The organism is Bifidobacterium miconis (assembly GCF_019331735.1).
Lineage (GTDB): Bacteria > Actinomycetota > Actinomycetes > Actinomycetales > Bifidobacteriaceae > Bifidobacterium > Bifidobacterium miconis.
This window is the reverse complement of sequence record NZ_JAHBBH010000021.1, coordinates 1-17,255: the sequence shown is the minus strand read 5'-3', so window position 1 is coordinate 17,255 and position 17,255 is coordinate 1. Positions and strand designations below refer to the sequence as shown.

11 protein-coding genes, 2 tRNA genes and 1 pseudogene are annotated in these 17,255 nt (G+C 63.4%); 4 read left to right on the top strand and 10 right to left on the bottom strand.

Annotation, left to right across the window (positions count from 1 at the left end; translation table 11 throughout):
- Window positions 1–54 precede the first annotated feature (54 nt).
- Window positions 55–1,401: an NADP-specific glutamate dehydrogenase gene (gdhA, locus tag KIH79_RS08195; RefSeq protein ID WP_219058934.1), complete on the bottom strand. Its 1,347-nt coding sequence runs from the start codon at window positions 1,399–1,401 to the stop codon at window positions 55–57.
- A gap of 427 nt (window positions 1,402–1,828) precedes the next feature.
- On the opposite strand from gdhA, the gene KIH79_RS08190 reads away from it, so the two are divergent.
- Both KIH79_RS08190 and mscL read left to right on the top strand, forming a co-directional pair.
- Window positions 1,829–2,113 carry a hypothetical protein gene (locus KIH79_RS08190; protein WP_219058933.1) on the top strand — a complete coding sequence of 95 codons (285 nt, stop codon included), beginning with the start codon at window positions 1,829–1,831 and terminating at the stop codon, window positions 2,111–2,113.
- A 114-nt stretch (window positions 2,114–2,227) separates the two neighbouring features.
- Window positions 2,228–2,560, top strand: a pseudogene (gene mscL, locus KIH79_RS08185) (large conductance mechanosensitive channel protein MscL); the annotation flags it as partial.
- Window positions 2,561–2,914: 354 nt separating this feature from the next.
- Here mscL and KIH79_RS08180 read toward each other — a convergent pair.
- From KIH79_RS08180 to KIH79_RS08160, 5 genes are all read right to left on the bottom strand, one after another.
- A complete protein-coding gene (locus KIH79_RS08180; protein ID WP_219058932.1) occupies window positions 2,915–3,877 on the bottom strand; it encodes an aldo/keto reductase in 963 nt (320 codons plus the stop codon).
- 203 nt (window positions 3,878–4,080) lie between these two features.
- Window positions 4,081–4,959 (bottom strand): YoaK family protein, encoded by an 879-nt coding sequence (locus KIH79_RS08175; protein ID WP_219058931.1) that lies wholly within the window; start codon window positions 4,957–4,959, stop codon window positions 4,081–4,083.
- 625 nt (window positions 4,960–5,584) lie between these two features.
- Window positions 5,585–6,895: an MFS transporter gene (locus tag KIH79_RS08170; RefSeq protein ID WP_219058930.1), complete on the bottom strand. Its 1,311-nt coding sequence runs from the start codon at window positions 6,893–6,895 to the stop codon at window positions 5,585–5,587.
- 410 nt (window positions 6,896–7,305) lie between these two features.
- Window positions 7,306–7,378, bottom strand: a tRNA-Ala gene (locus KIH79_RS08165).
- A 62-nt stretch (window positions 7,379–7,440) separates the two neighbouring features.
- A tRNA-Ile gene (locus KIH79_RS08160) sits at window positions 7,441–7,514 on the bottom strand.
- 197 nt (window positions 7,515–7,711) lie between these two features.
- Between KIH79_RS08160 and KIH79_RS08155 the strand changes: the two genes are divergently transcribed.
- Window positions 7,712–8,368: a M48 family metallopeptidase gene (locus tag KIH79_RS08155; protein ID WP_219058948.1), complete on the top strand. Its 657-nt coding sequence runs from the start codon at window positions 7,712–7,714 to the stop codon at window positions 8,366–8,368.
- A gap of 311 nt (window positions 8,369–8,679) precedes the next feature.
- On the opposite strand, the gene KIH79_RS08150 is transcribed toward KIH79_RS08155, so the two are convergent.
- The 3 genes from KIH79_RS08150 to KIH79_RS08140 form a co-directional block, all read right to left on the bottom strand.
- Window positions 8,680–9,159, bottom strand: coding sequence for a Dps family protein (locus KIH79_RS08150; RefSeq protein ID WP_219058929.1), 480 nt, complete (start codon window positions 9,157–9,159; stop codon window positions 8,680–8,682).
- A 116-nt stretch (window positions 9,160–9,275) separates the two neighbouring features.
- Entirely contained in the window at window positions 9,276–12,677 is a 3,402-nt protein-coding gene (locus KIH79_RS08145) for a glycosyl hydrolase 115 family protein (RefSeq protein WP_219058928.1), read from the bottom strand.
- Between the two features lie 78 nt (window positions 12,678–12,755).
- The gene (locus KIH79_RS08140; protein ID WP_219058927.1) at window positions 12,756–14,372 is read right to left on the bottom strand and encodes an extracellular solute-binding protein; all 1,617 of its coding nucleotides are present in this window, start codon (window positions 14,370–14,372) and stop codon (window positions 12,756–12,758) included.
- Between the two features lie 286 nt (window positions 14,373–14,658).
- Between KIH79_RS08140 and KIH79_RS08135 the strand changes: the two genes are divergently transcribed.
- The gene (locus KIH79_RS08135; protein ID WP_219058926.1) at window positions 14,659–15,543 is read left to right on the top strand and encodes a helix-turn-helix domain-containing protein; all 885 of its coding nucleotides are present in this window, start codon (window positions 14,659–14,661) and stop codon (window positions 15,541–15,543) included.
- Between the two features lie 190 nt (window positions 15,544–15,733).
- On the opposite strand, the gene KIH79_RS08130 is transcribed toward KIH79_RS08135, so the two are convergent.
- Window positions 15,734–17,068, bottom strand: a complete 1,335-nt coding sequence (locus KIH79_RS08130; protein WP_219058925.1) for a hemolysin family protein — start codon at window positions 17,066–17,068, stop codon at window positions 15,734–15,736.
- Window positions 17,069–17,255 lie beyond the last annotated feature (187 nt).

Here is a 17,255-nt window from a genome sequence, read left to right as displayed (position 1 = left end):
TCGATCCGTGTGGCTCGAACTCAGTTACGGCCGTTGCCGTATGCGGGGAATGACTTACAGGATGCCCTGCGCGACCATCGCGTTGGCGACCTTGACGAAGCCGGCGGCGTTCGCGCCGAGCATCAGATCACCCTCGTGGCCATACTCCTTCGCGGCCTTGAGCGACTCGGCCACGATGGTCTCCATGATGTTCTTGAGCTTGGCGTCGACCTCCTCGAAGGTCCAGGACAGGCGGTAGCTGTTCTGGCTCATCTCGAGGCCGGAGACGGCCACGCCGCCCGCGTTCGCGGCCTTGGCCGGGCCGTAGAGCAGGCCGTTCTGCTGGTACACGGCGATGGCCTCCGGGGTGGACGGCATGTTCGCGCCCTCGACGACGACCTTGCAGCCGTTGGCGACCAGAGCCTTCGCGGACTCCTCGTTGATCTCGTTCTGCGTGGCGCACGGCAGTGCGATGTCACACGGCACGGTCCACACGCCAGAGCAACCCTCGTGGTACTCGGCGGACGGCACGCGCTCCGCGTACTCCTTGATACGGCCGCGCTCGACTTCCTTGATCTGCTTGACGACGTCGACCTTGATGCCTTCCGGATCGTAGACGTAGCCGTTGGAATCGGACACGGTAACGACCTTGGCACCCAGCTGCTCAGCCTTCTGCGCGGCGTAGATCGCCACGTTACCGGAGCCGGAGATCACGACGGTCTTGCCCTCGAACGAATCGTTCTTGAGCACGCGCAGGGCCTCCTGCGTGTAGTAGCAGACGCCGTAGCCGGTCGCCTCGGTGCGGGCGAGCGAGCCGCCGAACTCGAGGCCCTTGCCGGTGAGCACGCCGGAGTACTCGTCGCGGATGCGCTTGTACTGGCCGAACAGGTAGCCGATCTCGCGGCCTCCCACGTTGATGTCGCCGGCCGGAACGTCGGTGAACTGGCCGATGTGACGGCACAGCTCGGTCATGAACGCCTGGCAGAAGCGCATGACCTCGGCGTCGGACTTGCCCTTCGGGTTGAAGTCGGAGCCGCCCTTGCCGCCGCCCATCGGCAGCGTGGTCAGCGAGTTCTTGAGGATCTGCTCGAAGCCGAGGAACTTGATGACGCCCTCGTTCACGGTCGGGTGGAAGCGCAGGCCGCCCTTGTACGGGCCGATCGCGGAGTTGAACTGCACGCGGTAGCCGCGGTTGACCTGCACCTTGCCTTCGTCGTCGGTCCACGCGACGCGGAACTTGACCACGCGCTCCGGCTCGACGATGCGCTCCAGCACGCCCGCCTTCTCATACTCGGGGTGCTTGGCGATCACGGGTTCGAGCGTCTCGAACACCTCGCGCACGGCCTGCAGGAACTCGGGCTGGTCACCGTCGCGCTGCTCGACCTGCTCGTAGACGCGCTGGATGTACTCGTTGGAAAACATGAATCTCCCTTGGTTCGGATTATCAATAAGACGGCTTCATTGTATGTGCGGAAGGCGTCTGCGACAAGGGTTTTCCCGCGATGCGGTTGACTTGCGGCCGGGGTTGCGCCGGCGTCTCGGCCGGGCTGCGGCGGTGTTCCGGCGATTCCGCCGAGTGGCCGGCGGCGTGTGCGCCATATCGATATGTGAGACCATAATGTGAGACGTTGTCGTCAATGTGATCTGCGACACGCCCGGCGCGCTAATTACCGAATGTTAGTTTTTGGGCTGAATTATGTTGTTTTGTGCGGGTGCACGTCGACGATCTGCCAGGTGAATTTGATGGGGGGGGGGACGTCCCGTATGCTGTAAGGATGAGAAAGAGCGGTCGAGGCGGTTTTGCACATAGTGGCACACAGAACGACAAACGGTACGACTGGTAGGAATTATGGCGAGTAAAAAAGTGGTGTTTACGGACGAGCAGGTGGCATACCTGAACAGTCTGCCCGCCGTGCAGTCCGCGACGGCGAACCGGATCGAATACGCGGCCGACTTCCAGCATGACTGCATGGAACGCTACGGTCGCGGCGAATCTCCGGTCAAAATCTTCCGCGCGGCCGGGCTCGGCCCCGAACTCATCGGCTACAAGCGCATCGAACGCTGCATCGCGCGTTGGAAGACGGCGTTCGCCGTCGACGCGTCCGATCTGGGCGGCGACTCCCCCATCGCGTGACGTTACGTCGGCGCGTCGCTGCGATACGCTGGAACCGTTCGTGACGGCAGTCGCGACGATCGACGCTGACGATCGTCACGGCCACGATCGCAACGGTGACGACGGGAGACGGCGATGATCGACGGGTTCAAGAAATTCATTTCGCGCGGCAACATGATCGACATGGCCGTCGGCGTCGTCATGGGCGCGGCTGTGACCGCGGTCGTCAATTCGATCGTCGACCATCTCATCAACCCGCTCATCGCCATGATCTTCGGCAAACCCGACATGGGCGGCCTGCTCGCGTTCACGTTCAACGGGGCGACCATCTCCTTCGGTGCGGTGTTCGGCGCGCTGCTCAACTTCCTCGTCATCGCCGTGGCGGTCTACTTCTGCATCCTCGTACCAATCAACAAATTCCGCGACATGTCCGAAACGCTGATCGCCAAAACCAAGCTCAAGGAAGCCGCCGACAAGGCCGCGGCCCTCGCCGCGCAGGCCGCGCAGGCTGCGCAGGCCGTCGCGGCGCCGGTGCTCGGCGGCGACAAGACGGCGGCTGCGTCGGGCGATACTGCATCGGGCGAGGAGAGGTCGGGCGATACTGCGGCCGGTGATACTGCGTCGGGCGCGACCGCCGATTCCGCATCCGCGCAGTCCGCCGAATCGTCGGATGCGCCGTCGCCATCCGCATCGTCCGAACAGGCGGCATCGTCTGCATCATCCTCCGACGAACAGATCATCGCGCTGCTGACTGAAATCCGCGACCAACTCACCAAACGCGACGCCGCGTGAGACCGTCTCCGCAGCGTCGCGTCGCATACGTCACACGAGCTGGTTGCCAGCGGCCTGATACAACGACCACCAGTCGCGGCGATCCAGCTCGACGTCCGCGCCGGCGGCCATGTCGCGGATGCGGTCGGGATTCATTGAACCGAGCAGCGGCTGGATGCCGGCCGGATGGCGCAGCATCCACGCCACCGCAATGCCGTTCGGCGTCGACCCGTACTTCGCGGCGAGACGCTCCAGCTCCGCATTCAGCTCCGGGAAATGCGCATTGCCGACGAACGGGCCGAACTCCGTGCCCGACTGGAACGGGCACCACGCCTGAATCGTCATGTGCTTGAGCCGCGAATACGGCAGAATACCGCCCGTACGATCCGCCGCCACATCACCGGCCGTGTTGAAATTGATCTCCGCGTCGAGCATCTGCGTGTGCATCAGGCCGAACTGCAGCTGGTTGATCTCCAGCTTCTGCCTCAACCCGCTCTGCAGCAGCTCGATCTGCCACGGACCCATGTTGCTCACGCCGAAATGACGCACCTTGCCGCTCGACTCCAGCCTGTCGAACGCCTCGGCGACCTCGTCCAGCTCGAACAGCGTGTCGATGCGGTGCAGCAGCACGGCGTCCACATAGTCGGTCTGCAGTGCGGTCAGCTCCGCGTCGAGCGCGTCCAGCAGGTGCTTTGCGGAGAAATCGTAGCCGTGCGCGCCGCCGCGGCCCTGTTCGTCGTAGCCGAAATCAATGCCGAACTTGGTCTGAATGAAAATCTTGTCGCGCTCCAGCCCCGCGTCCTTCCACGCCTGACCGAAGACGCGCGAGCTGGCGTGCAGCGCGTGCGCGTGGAAGCCGTAGATGTCGGCCGTGTCAAAATAGTCGATGCCCGATTCCGCCGCCGCCGCGACCGTGCGCGCCGCCGCCGTCTCGTCCAGCGCGTCGATGCGCATCACGCCGAGCGCCAGACGCGACGCGACCATGCCCGACTGTCCGATTTCCTGAGTCTTCATATTCGCTCCTTTGCCGAACGGTTCGTATGTTGCCGTCGTGCGATCGTTATGCCGTGACCGCGGCGAGGCAACGGCTCCACCCTACCGCTTGCAGTGCACTTGAACGCAAGATTCGCCGCGATCGTACGCGGCGCGGCGATCGTTATGCGACGGTCGTGTGCGGCGGTCGTATGCGGCGGTCGTATGCGGCAATGCGACCGCGGTCAGCGCTCGCCGGCGACCCAGCGGGCGTCGGAGTGAATGTGCGGCAGCATCATCGCGATCACCAGCAGCAGGCACGCGATCATCACCATCAGAATCACGTCCTCGTAGCCGCGCGTCTGCAGCATCGCGCCGGTCAGCGCGCCGAGCGCCAGCGCGCACATCACCACGGCCCGGCGGCCCAGTTTCGACTGCTCGTGGCCGTGCGCCGACGTGTCCGCCACGATGCCGGTCAGCGTCATCGTCAGCACGGTCGTCGGCAGGTCCGGCACGGACAGCTTGCGCGCGGTCGAATTTTGGATGCCCATGGCCGGTGCGAGCAGCACGATCAGCGTGATGATGTGCAGGTCGATATGACTTCCCGTCGGGAAATTCAGGCTCGGCTGCGCTGCCTGCGCGCTCGCGGCCGACGTTGCGGACGCTGACGCGAGCGCCGACGACGACGTTGCGCTCGCCGCCGTGCCGCTGCCGATGCCGCCGATCGTCGGCTCCGGCGAGAACCGGTTGAGCAGCCAGATGCCGACCAACGCGGCGACCACGAACGCCAGCTGCACGCATGTCGACACGAGCAGATGCTTGGCCCGGTTCGCGCCGAACCGACGGATGATGCGTCCGCCGATCAGCGCGCCGACCATGAACGCGGCCAGCGTGAGCGCCGACGTCCACCACACGAAGCCCTGCGCGTGCGCGAACGCGAACCCGAGGAACACGATGTTGCCGGTCACGTTCGCCACGAACACGTGCCCGAGCGCCAGATAGCTCAGCGCGTCCACCAGCCCTGCGACGAACGTGAGCACGACCAGCGCCGGATTGAGCAGTCCGTACCGGTCGTTCTTGCGCGGAATGATGGTGCGTCCTGCTTCGGCGAGATGCGATGTCATGCGGGCTGATTCCTTCTGATCCTTCTGGTTGTCTGTCGACTGGTTTGCCGGCTGGGGGTTTCCATGCTTTTCCGTGTTGTGGCCGTTGCGGGCGCGCGGTCGGGCCCTGCCGGGGTCTGCGACGTTTCGGAGCAGGCGCGCAGGAACCTGGCCGTCATGACTGCAGGGCGGTCCGGCGGCTCGACAGTTCGGGTCTGCCCGCGTGACGGCGACAGGCGACGTATTCGGGGTTCTGCATGCGAAGTTGCGCCGCGGCTCGTCCATTGTGGGCCGCCGCCCGGACGACGCGGCGTGTGGCCCTGCGGCGGGGCCTTGCGCCGGGCTCCGCGGCGAGATCCGCCGCAACCCAAAAAGCCCGGCGGTTGGGCCGGGCTTTCGGGAGAAGAAAGGAGAAGAGAGGAAGAAGGTTTGTTGAGTTATGCTGTCCGGCCTTTCGGCCGTTGACTACATATAACCACCCGTATCATGGCGGTACGTATGAGCTTCCTGAGCGTTCCGTGCGAATCCTGTGGCCGTTGTGTGAGATGTCGTCACGCGAACAAGGTTCTTCGTATTGTTGGCGTGTACGGCACCGGCATGCCCGTTGCGGGAATCGCGCGCTGTCGCATGTACGCCGCGCCGCCGGTTAGCGCGGCATTACGTGTCGGCGTGAGCTCAGCCAACCGTACAGCGTCAGCGGAATGGCGGCGGCGGTAAACAATGCGGGCAACGTCATGCCGCCGTGCGCGCCGAACACATCCAGCACCATGCCGGCCACCGACGAGCCGATCGCGCCTCCCGCCGTGCCGGCCGTGGTCAGCCAACTCAGCCCCTCCGTCAACGATTCGGACGGGACCAAACCGCGGACGATCAAGCTGCCGGTGGTGAACAACGGAGAAACGTTCAGACCGGTCAGCACTTCGACGATCGCCAGCACGACCAGATTGTCCATCGTCACGCGGAACAGCACGAATCCGACCGTCAGCAGACTCATGAACAGCACCATATGCGCCCAGTGCGAGCCCCTGAGCCGCCGCGAGCCGAAGATCAGCGCGCCAATGCACGAACCGACCGCATACATCGCCAACTGCAAGCCAAGAAAACGCTCCGCACCCATCGACTTCACGGCCGCGGTGATCGACACATCCACGGCCGTAAAGCTCATATTGAACACAACGAACACCGCGATCAACGGCAGCATGCCGCGGTACAGCAGCGCGCTACGCTTTATGTGCCGGCCATCCGGACAGTCGACGCCATCGGCATCGCTCGTAACGATACCGTCCGCACCATCGACAGGCGGAACATCGGACGTGGCCGTAGTATCGACCATCTCCACAACCGGACGCGGCTGCGTGGAACGCAACGAGAAAAACACGGCGCCGCCGATCGCCGCAGCGGCTATCGGCACAAACAGCTGAGCCACCGGATGCACCGACGTGGCAAGCCAAGCGGTCAGCATCGGGCCGAGAATGAACACGACCTCATCGATCGCGGCCTCAGTGGCATACGCCGTATTCAACAGCGACTCGCCGTCGCGCACGTCGCGTAGCGTATACGCCCACCGGGCACGCACCAGCGCGCCGAACGAAAACTGGGTCACCCCCATCAGCACGGCCAAGGCAAACATCAGCGCAACGGGCGCGCGCAACCACACGGCAAGAGCGAAAGCAAGCATGAATACAACTTGCAGCGCCAGCGTCGGCCTGCCCACGCGAGCCTGACCGAAACGGTCGAACGCCTTCGCGTACAACGGCGTGACGCACGACATGGACAGCACGTACACCGTATTCATGATGCCGGCGAGCGTCCACGCGCCATACGCGTGATTCAACGCCAGAATAATGCCCAGATCGAGCATGGACATCGGCAGGCGGGCCACCGCCGCGGAAATGCAGAACGATTTGGTGCCCGACAGGGCGAACAGACGACGATACGGCGACACAGAAGCCGACAATGCGCTCTCCTCACGGTAGGTCCGGCGTGTGCGACCGCCCGCACGCGCCTTCCGAGGGGGTTGGGTTCTTGCAGCAACGTCACGCGGTGCGTTTCGACCGCGGACATCGGTGGCGTGCGCGTGCACGTTCCGACCGGATGTCATGGGCGCCAATGGCCCAGAGCCGTTGCCTCGTTGACCAAGAATCTCGGCAGACCAACTCGGTAAGGGTTTTGGTTGTTGTGTTATTTGGTTCAGTTATTCGGTTCGGCCGTTCGGCTGTGTAAGGGGGCGGATGCGATCCCGCGCACAGCCGTCGCGGACTCGACTGACATAGTAGGAAACGGTGCCGATATGCGAACCGAAACCCGAAACACCAGCAAAACGGCAACAAAAAAGGGCTTCCGGGAAGTACCGGAAACCCTTGCCTGTGGAGCATGCCGGGTTCGAACCGGCGACCCTCTGCTTGCAAAGCAGATGCGCTACCAGCTGCGCCAATGCCCCAAATGGTGCAATTCTTGCGGATAGAAAAAAAGAGCGGCTCGAAGGCCGCTTCATTTTTCCTGTGGGCCCGGGAGGACTTGAACCTCCGACCTCATCCTTATCAGGGATGCGCTCTAACCACCTGAGCTACGGGCCCGATCCGTGTGCTTTTCAAAAGCGCACAATCGACTAGATTACCAGCAATTCGCGGTTTGTCAAAAGGACATGTTTGGAAGCTCTGTTTTCGTTGGAATTGCAGCGATTGTTCGGCGTGTCGTTTATGCGGTGACGGTTGGCCGGACGGCCGAGGAACGGTCGGCGGCGGACTGTCTGCAGGCACGAGAGAATGATCGTATGCCATTTCGCCGATCAGCCGCCTCTCACGCGACCCAGTCACCCCACGCGCCCCGGACTGCTCGCGTCACGACCATCACCGTTGACGGACTGCCGGTGACGGTCGCGCGCAAGCCGATCAAGAACATGTATCTGCGCGTGCGGCCGGCCGACGGTTCGATTGAGATTTCGGCTCCCCTGCGCATGGGCGAGCGCCGGATCGTCGATTTCGTGCGGGAACGTCGCGACTGGATCGTGCGGACGCAGACTCGGCTGGCGAAGGTTCGTGACGAGAAAGGGGGCATGCGAGCCGATCCGCGGCTGACTTGGACCGACGAGCGCAGGCGTGAGGCCGAAGCGACGATCCGCGCGGCGCTGCCGGAACTGCTCGCGAAGTGGACGCCGATCATCGGCCGCGCCCCGTCGCATATCACGTTGCGGATCATGACCTCGCGTTGGGGCTCGTGCACGCCCAAAACCGGGCGCATCCGCCTGAACCTCCAGCTGGGGCTTCTGGACCCCAAGTTCTTGGAATCCGTGCTCGTGCACGAGATGACCCACCTGTGGAACACGCACGGCCACGGGCCCGAATTCCAGCGGCGGATGGACGCATATCAACCGAACTGGCGGCAGCTCAAACGCGAGCTGAACCGCCATCCGGTAATGCAACGGCCGTAACCGAGTCTGCGTGCTGCCCACTGTACGGCGGGAGCGTAACGTGACATCGACCCCAGTCCGGTCGACCTACCAACCACAATGTCACGCGATAAGGCTGATTTGCGTGACAATGCCCCCTGTATCGCCGATCCACTCTCCTCAATGTCACTCAAGTGCCGCAAATAACACTGTCCCTGCATGCAAGAATACGAAGAGCCAGTTACGGCCGTCTGAGACGCAAAACGGCCGCAACCACGTCCGACCATTAGGATCGGGACTCAATTGCGGCCGTTATTGCGGGACTGCCAGTGGATTACCCGCGTGCTATTTGCTCACGCGAGATGAGAGCGCATGAACCACTGGAACTTTTCCAGCTGCTGCACGTGGTCCTGGATGACGTTGGAGCTGACGAAGTCGAGCTCGTCGAGTTCGGCCACGGCGCGGCGATCCTCGGCGATGAACGCGTCGTAGTACTCGATGAGCGCCTCAAGATACGCGGTGGTGCCGGCGCGGCCCTCCACGTCGAACGGCTTCCACGTGCGATTGCGCACGATCGCGTCCGCGCGTCCGTCGGGCGTGCCGCCCAGCGTGGCGATGCGCTCGGCCGTCTCATCGGCCTGGGCCAGCACGGACTCGACCTCCGGGTCGAGCATCTCGTGTACGGCGATGAAGTTCGGGCCGGTCACGTTCCAGTGCGCGTGCTTGAGCACCAGCGCCGCCTCCTGCTCCTGGCTGAGGCGGTTCTGCAGGATGGCGATGGCCTTTTCGGACGTGGCCTCGTCGAGTCCGGGAACAACGAATGCAAGCGTCATGACTTGCTCCTTTCGGTTGATGGCTCCTTGTGGGAGCCGCGTATACCCATTCTACGGTCCTGCGCGTCTCGCCACACGCGGCCGGGCAGTGGCATGACCCACACCGTCGTCGCCCGTCATGGCCGCTGCCCGGCTTCGTCCCCGAATTCCGGGATTGCGGGAATGCGGTAGACCTGTTTGCGGGTGACGATGCTGTTCGGGCTTTCCACCGGTCCGATCAGCGAGTCCGCGAGCGCTCCGGGAACGGTTTCGATGATGATGTGGGTGAAGCACATCGACGGGTCGATTCGGCTGACGACCAGATCATGCCAGCCCGGTCGTTCGATGTCGATGGCGAAGTCGATGCGATCGGTCTGCCGCATGATGCCGGTCTCCCAGCCCGGCCCGTTCCATTGACGCTCGCCTGCCAACACCACAGGTTCCCCGCCATCCACGGACAACGCCAGACGGCACTGGCATGGCCCGTGATCGTCAATCCCCTCATTGAGCGTCATCATGCGGTACAGCGATCCGTGCATCGTGCCGGTGTGCTCGAAGAACGCATGATAGACGAGCCGTGCCGTGCCCGTGACGTCGGTGATGTCGGCGATGCCGGTGACGTCTGCGGTGCCGGCGGCTCCGCATGGCACCGGATCGGCCGTATCCGGTACGGCCTTCATGCCGTTGCCGCGCGGTCCGATGCCCCTCACCAGCTGCCATCGGGTGCCATCGCCACCCGCGATCATGGCGCTGCAATGGTCGGCTTTGATGACCAGTTTGCCTTCCGCCTCCATGAACGAGGGACCGTCGAAGTCGACGTCTCGGACGGTGGCGGTCACGTCGAAGACGGCGGCTGCGGCCTCCCCGCCGCGTCCCGTGCCCGCGAATACCGTGACATGCCCCCGGTGATCACCTGCCCCAAGCCCGTGCCAGTCGACGGTGACGACGACGCGCTGCTCGCTCGAAGTGGCCCCGGAAGCCGACGCCATGGCGGTGCCGCGGCTGTCGCCACCGCCACTTCCATGGCTGACATGGCATTCGTCGTAGTCGACGTGCCATCCGGCCATGTCGAAGCGGATCCACGGAACGTCGGTCTCCACATGCCATGATTCGACGTCTCCGCTGCGCGAAAACACGTCGATGTAATGCGCGGCGTCCAGCATCGAATCGAAGCGCAGCAATCCGGAGCCGTCGTCCCGGGCGCCTTCGCAGGATGCTCCGATTCCGGTCAGGGGTTCTGGCTCCGGCGGGAACATGGCCTCGTCGAGGACGAGGATGCCTTCGTCGATGCCGTTGCTCCAGTCGTTCCATACGTCGGAATGATCGCAGTCCAGCGCATGGTCCCACTTGCCGTCGGAAAGGTCCCAGTACCGGCGCTGCACGAGCGCGATGTTCCGTGCCGCCTTCAGCGACAGTGCGCGGTACGCGCGATAGCTGCCGAGACGATGCTGCCGGGCCGCCAGACAGGCCTTGCGATAGTAGACGTATTCGCAGGCCACGTGCCAGTACGATTCGACGTGCACGCCGACCTGCTGGAAGAACGTGGATCGGTATTGCGGCCGGATCGCGCCCCTGATGCGGGACATCGACTGACGGATCGCCGTGAGGCGTTCCAGCAGCCGCAGCCCCTCGTCCGCTTCGGCCGTGGCCGAGAACGGGAACTCCCAGCTCGCCTTGCATTGCGGCGCATGGCCCGAGTAGGAGCCGGCGAGGCAGAAGAATTCGGGTCGTTTGATGCCGCACAATGCCGACCATGATTCCAGCACCTGCCCGGCCTGCCGGGCCGCCAGTTCGGGCAGACCGAAGTCGCGGCGGGCATGCTCGTAGCAGAATCGGGAGATGTCGCGGTCCGTGGTGCCGTGGACATTCCACGCCACGTCGGCGAACAGTTCCGTCGCCACTTCGCCGGGCTTGATGTCGCCCACGTTGAGGATCCAGTACCGGCCCGCACCCGTGTTCCACGCGCGATGCAGCTGTTCGACCATCAGCGCGTACTGCATCGAATCAAGCCACAGCCAGCTCTTCGGATATCCCCAGTACGAGATGTGGTAGTAGATGCCGCTTCCGCCGGAACGCGAACGTTCTTGCCGATCGGGAACCTGCCGCAGATTGCCGAAGTTGTCCTCCGCCCACATGAGCATCACGTCGTCGGGAACGTCGTCGCGCAGGCCGGCATTGTAGAGTTCGCCGACTTCCTTGTACGGGATCAGCACTTGCGGCACCGCGTCCTCGCTGCCGTACATATCGGCGATGATGCGCCGCTGTTCGCGGATCACGTCGCGCATCATGTCCAGCTTGGTGCCGTATGTGGAGGCCAGGTCGGCGCACAGGAACGCACCGTCGTGGATGCCGCGAATGCCCAACGGAAGGATCGACTCGAATCCGCGGTTCTTCTCCAGCCGTTCCCGCCAATAGTCAAGGATCGCATCCTTGTGCCGGGTGTAGTCGAAGGCCTGCCCCCAGTCGTCGCCCGTCCAGTCGTAGGCATCGAGGTGCGCGTCGAACCAGCGTCTCCACTCGCCCACGTTGTTGCGCAGCATGATCTCGCAGTGCGACGAGGACATGATCACCCCGTATTCGGCCGCCTCCCGCGCGTTCACGGGAACGCCGTCCCCATCCTCGTACAGATTGAACGCCTGCGAGCAATCGTGCATGGCCGGCCACAGCACGTTCATCCGCAGACGCAGCAGCAGCTCGAAGATATGCCGGTAGAAATTCACGTCCGGAGTGCCATGCTCGGTCGGATACTTGCGCCGCGCCCAATCGCGCGTATGCTCCTCGTCGTTCACGAAGATGCCGCGGTACCGCACGTCCGGTCCGGTCTCCACCACCGGATGCGCTCGCAGACCGGACAGTTCGATCCGCTCACGCACCTCGACCGGCACGTCCGCATACCAGTACCACGGCGAGACGCCGACGCGACGGGACACGTCGTAGATGCCGTAGATCGTGCCGCGGGCGTCGCTGCCGGCGATAACCAGCGCGCGTCCGGCCAGACCGGCGAGCCCGTCGACGCCGTCCAGATCGACGTCGGCGAGCACATAGCCCTCGGCCCTGCCGGAGATCCGGGCGAGCTGCGGCAGTCGGCCCGCGCGCTCCAACGCGTCGATGATGGGGCTGCGTCCCGCGATGCCGACGATGATGCAGTTGTCCGTCGTCTCGTCGTCGGCTTGCGTCGCGTCGCCGTCGACATCGTCGACGGACGCGCTGCCGGCGTCCGTGTCGGCGTTCGTGTCAGCGTCCGTGACCGCCAGCGTCAGCAGCGCCGGGACTTTCGTCTCGTCGGCGGCGAGCAGTCGACCGTCCCGTTCGTCCGGTCCGTCGACGAACAGCGATTCGACGAGTCTCCAGTCGATGGCGCCGTCCGCCATGGCGATGTCCTGACGCAGGTCGCCGGCGGCGCGCCTCACCTGACGGTAGCCGCGCGCCGCTTCGATGTCGGCGTCGGCGTCAGGCGCGTCCATGACGATCGGTGCCGTGCGTCGTCCGTCGTATATGGTGAATGGTCGGGTATCTGTCAACTGCGTCGTCTCCGACATGATGCATCCCTTGGTGTCTGGTCTGTCTTCATATCTGAATCGGTGTTTCCTGGCCGTCCGAGGCCTGATGGTCACTGGCTATTTGACGTACTTGTCGTACGCCTTTTGCCAGATCGCGGTGTTGTCCTCGATGCTGTATTTCTTCAGGTTGTCCTGGAACGCGTTCCACTGGGAATCGTCCTCGGCGCCACCCTGGGCGAGCCACTTGGAGACGACCGGGATCGCGTAGTCGAACAGTGCGGTGTTGTTGTTCACGATGGTGTTCTGGTCCTCCTCGCTGACGCGCACGTAGATCGGCATGATGTCCTTCTCGTGGTCGTAGTTCGCGTACTGCTGCTCGTACGGCGCGTCGGCCTGCGAGACGTGGTCCATGCCGCGGTCGCCCTCGACGGTGACGTCGTCGGGTATCCAGCCGGCGAGACGGTCCTCGAGCGCCGGGACCTTCAGCTCGTCCTGTGCCTTGTGGAACTTCTCGGTCACCTTGTAGGAGTGGTCGCCGGTCTTCTCGACGTATCCGTCGGTGAGGGAGCCGTACAGTTGCTGGATGGAGTACTTCTCCGAGTAGAGCAGGTCGATGACCTTCAGGCAGGCCTCTTTGTTCTTGGCGTTCGAGCTCATCGCCATGTGGAAGTCCTCGTAGCGGTTGGCGTCGCGCGAGCCGTCCCACACGGTCTCGCTGTCGGAGACGCCGTCGGCGGACGGGACCGGAACGGACACGTATTGGTCGGCGAGCTTGGAGTCGTAGACTCCGAACGCGGACTCGTCCCAGCCGAACGCCATGCCGACCTTGGCGGTTTTGTCGTCGGACCGGTTGCGCGAGTTGTACTTGTCGTACTGCACGGTGACCCAGTCGGACGGCGCCCAACCGTTGCTGGTCATCTCGTGGTAGAACTCGATGACCTGACGGAACTGGTTGGTCTGCATCCAGTTGCCGACCTTGCCGTTCTTGACGTAAATGCCTTGCGAGGACGGGCCGGAGTTGAAGTGCGTGGCGATGCCGGTCGCGTTCATCATCAGGAACGGGCTCCACCAGTCGCCGATCTTGGATGTGGACAGCGGCCGTGGATTGAAGGCGATCTCGTCGGCCTCGCCGTTGCCGTTCGGGTCCTGCGTCTTGAACGCCTCCATGACGGTGCGCAGCTCGTCCCACGTGGTGGGAACCTTGAGCCCGAGCTTGTCGAGCCAGGTCTTGTTGATCAGGAAATGCTGGCCGGAGGCGAGGAATCCCCTGGTGCGGCTGGAGGGCAGGACGGTGATCTTGCCGTCGACCTCAACGTATTTGCGCGCGGTGGGCTGCTCCTTGAAGAATTCCCTGACGTTGGGCAGCTTGTCGAGATCGTCGCCCAGTACCTCGAACGCGCTGGTGTTGCGCGCGACGTCGTCGGGCTTGAACGCGCGAATGTTCAGATCAGCGATCTCGCCTGCGGCCAGCGCCGCGTTCTTCTGCTGGCTCCACTGGGCGTCGGCCACCTCCTTCCATTCGATGGAGCAGTCGCAGTCGGCCTCGAGCTCTTTGGCCCACGTCATTTCCGACATGGCGACTTGGTTGGTGGGCTTGACCACGAGGATGGTGACGACCGGCTTGCCGTCGCTGGTGGTGCTGCTGTCGCCATTGCCGCATGCGGCGAGTCCGCCCATCATGACGACTGCTGACGTTGCGGCGATGATTCTTGTCGTTGTGCTTCTGCGTGACATCGGATTCCTCCTGTATTGGTGCTTCGTTGCATGGTTCGGATGAATGCAGTTCTTGCTTTGATGCATGCATTTACTGCCTATCATTGGCTGTGCTTCATCCTGATATTGGTGTCGTCGCGCATCCTTTATCGGGAGGCGTAACGTTTTGATTTATGTAGTTTTCAGCGTAATGTCGCGTGGGTTGCGCATCGATTCAGACCGATAAAAAATTGCTGCTTGTGATAAAAAGATGCTATGGTGTGATGCGTTGTCGATACGTATCGTTGCGTGAAGGGAAGCAGGACCGATGAGGGTGCCATGGCCCAATATGGTGTTCGACGACTGCGAATACTTCGTCTGTCGCCCCAGTGTGAACGCGCAGCGGACACTGCTGCATCCGCTGCGCGTGGGAGTCTCCCACTATCTGCCGGGCTATGTCCGTAGGACCGAGAACTACGACCGGTATCTGGTCGTCTATGTCGAACGCGGAACCCTGCAGCTGCGGCAACGCGGGAAGCGGTTCACGGCGACGGACAACCAGTTTCTGTTCATCGACAACGACGAGTTTTTCTACACGGCCGGAGCGGAAACCCGTTCATGCTTCCTGCTGTTCGACGGGCCGTTGGCCTCCGCCTACTACCAGACCGTCGTCTCGGCGCTGACCCCGGTGTTCTCGATTCCCGACTCGGCGTCGTCGGTGCGCACGATCCACCGGATCTACCAGATGTGCAAGGCGGAAGCGCCGGTTTCCGAAACCACGCTGCACCGTTGGATCACCGGTATACTGACGGATTTCATCATCGCCGCCAGCGGCCCCATTCCCAAGCGGAGCGTCGTCACCGGCATCCAACGCGCCATCCACTACATCAACAACAATCTCGAAAAACCGATGACGATCCGCGAGCTCGCCGAAATCGCAAAGATGAGCGAATTCCATTTCATCCGCTCGTTCAGCGACTACACCGGCCAGACCCCGCACAACTATCTGGTGGAGATGCGGCTGAATCTGGCCCAGCAGCTGCTGCTCAACTCTCCCGAAACGATCAGCCGGATCAGCGAGATCTGCGGCTTCGCCCGGCCTCAGACCATGTATGTGGCGTTCAAACGCAACTACGGCATGTCGCCCAAGGAGTTCCGTCGCGACTCCTTGGGCCGATACGAGCAACGCGCTCAGGCGTTGGCGCAGCCGTGAGCGTGCTGGTGACACCGACCGGGTCGCCGGATCGACGCAGGTCATGCCAGTGCAGGCCGTCCCGGCTGACGGCAAAGTACAACTGCTCGTCGGTGGGCGTCTCCTCGGTTCCGGTGAAATGGCAGAACAGGTATGCGGTGGTCGATGTGTTGTCCGTCGTCATTGATGTCCTTGCATGGAGCGGGATGTGCTACGCCTTGGCATCCGGCGTGTGGACCGGCGCATGATCCGGCGCGCCGGCCTTGCGCACCTCGATGGTTTCGATGCGGCGGCCGTCGACCTTGGTGATCACCATGTCGTAGCCGTCGTCGGAGTGCAGCACGTCGCCGACCTCGCCCATCTTGCCGGTGTGCGCGAGGAAGTATCCGGCCACCGTCTCGTACGGGCCGTCCTCCAGTTCGATGCCGGTCAGGTCGTCGAAGTCCTCGATCGTCATGCCGCCGTCCACGGTCGCGCGGCCCTCGTTGAACACGGTCTTGCCGTTGCGCGACGAGCCGGCCTCGTCCGGCAGATCGTATTCGTCGCGGATGTCGCCGACGAGCTCCTCGGTCATGTCCTCGAGCGTGACGATGCCGTCGGTGCCGCCGTACTCGTCGATCACCACGGCCAGATGAATGCCGCGTTTGCGCAGCAGCGACAGGCTCGGCAGCAGCTTCGACGTGCCCGGCAGCGAGATTCCCTCGCGCGTCACGTCGGCGACCGTCTTCGCGTTCGGATCGCGCACGTCGAGCAGATCGCGCACGTGCACGAAACCGATCACGTCGTCGAAGTCCTTGCCGGTGACCGGATAGCGCGAGTACGGCATTTCGCGAACGTACGCGGCCGCGTCGGCGATCGACTGCGATCCGTCGAGGAACACGACGTCCGCACGCGGGCGCATGACCTCGGCCACGATCGTCTCAGACGCGTCGAACACATCGTCGAGAATCGTGCGCTCGTCCTTGCTCAGCGACGTGTTCGTGTTGACCAGCACGCGCAGCTCGTCGTCGGAGACCTCGCTTTCCGTTTCGTTCGGATCAAAGCCGAGCAGACGGACGATGCCGTTCGTGTTCTTGCCGATGAGCCAGATGATCGGACGGCAGATCGTCGCGAAGATGTCGATCGCCGGAACGACGGCGCGCGCGATCTGCTCGGTGCGCTGCATGGCGATGCGCTTCGGGACCATTTCCGAAATCACGATCGAGCAGTACGAGATGATGAGCGTGAGGCTGATGGTGGTCAGCGGCGCGGCGATGTGTGCGGGCACGCCCCAGCTCTCGACGACGGGCACGATGTACGGGGAGATCGACGATTCGCCGAACGATGCGGACAGGAAGCCGCAGAGCGTCACGCCGATCTGCACGGTGGACAGGAACGTGTTCGGGTCGCGGGCGATCTTTGCCACGCGGGCGCCGCGGGCATCCTCCTGTTCCATCTGGTCGACCTGCGAGCCGCGCAGCGAGACGAGCGCGAGTTCGGTGCCGGAGAACACGGAGCCGAGCAGCAGGAAGACGAAAATCAGCAGGATGTTCATACCAAGTGACATGCCCTCCACTCTAGAGGTGCGGCACGTCAATCAGGATGGGCGGAGGAATCCTGAATGTGGGGGACTGTCTCGGAATGTGTGTAACTGGCTTTGATCGCCGGTCGTGAGGCCGGCGGGAAAGGGGCCTGTGATGAGCATGCCGACTGAGACAATGGAAACCATGACAGCGAAGACTGCCGCCGGCAAG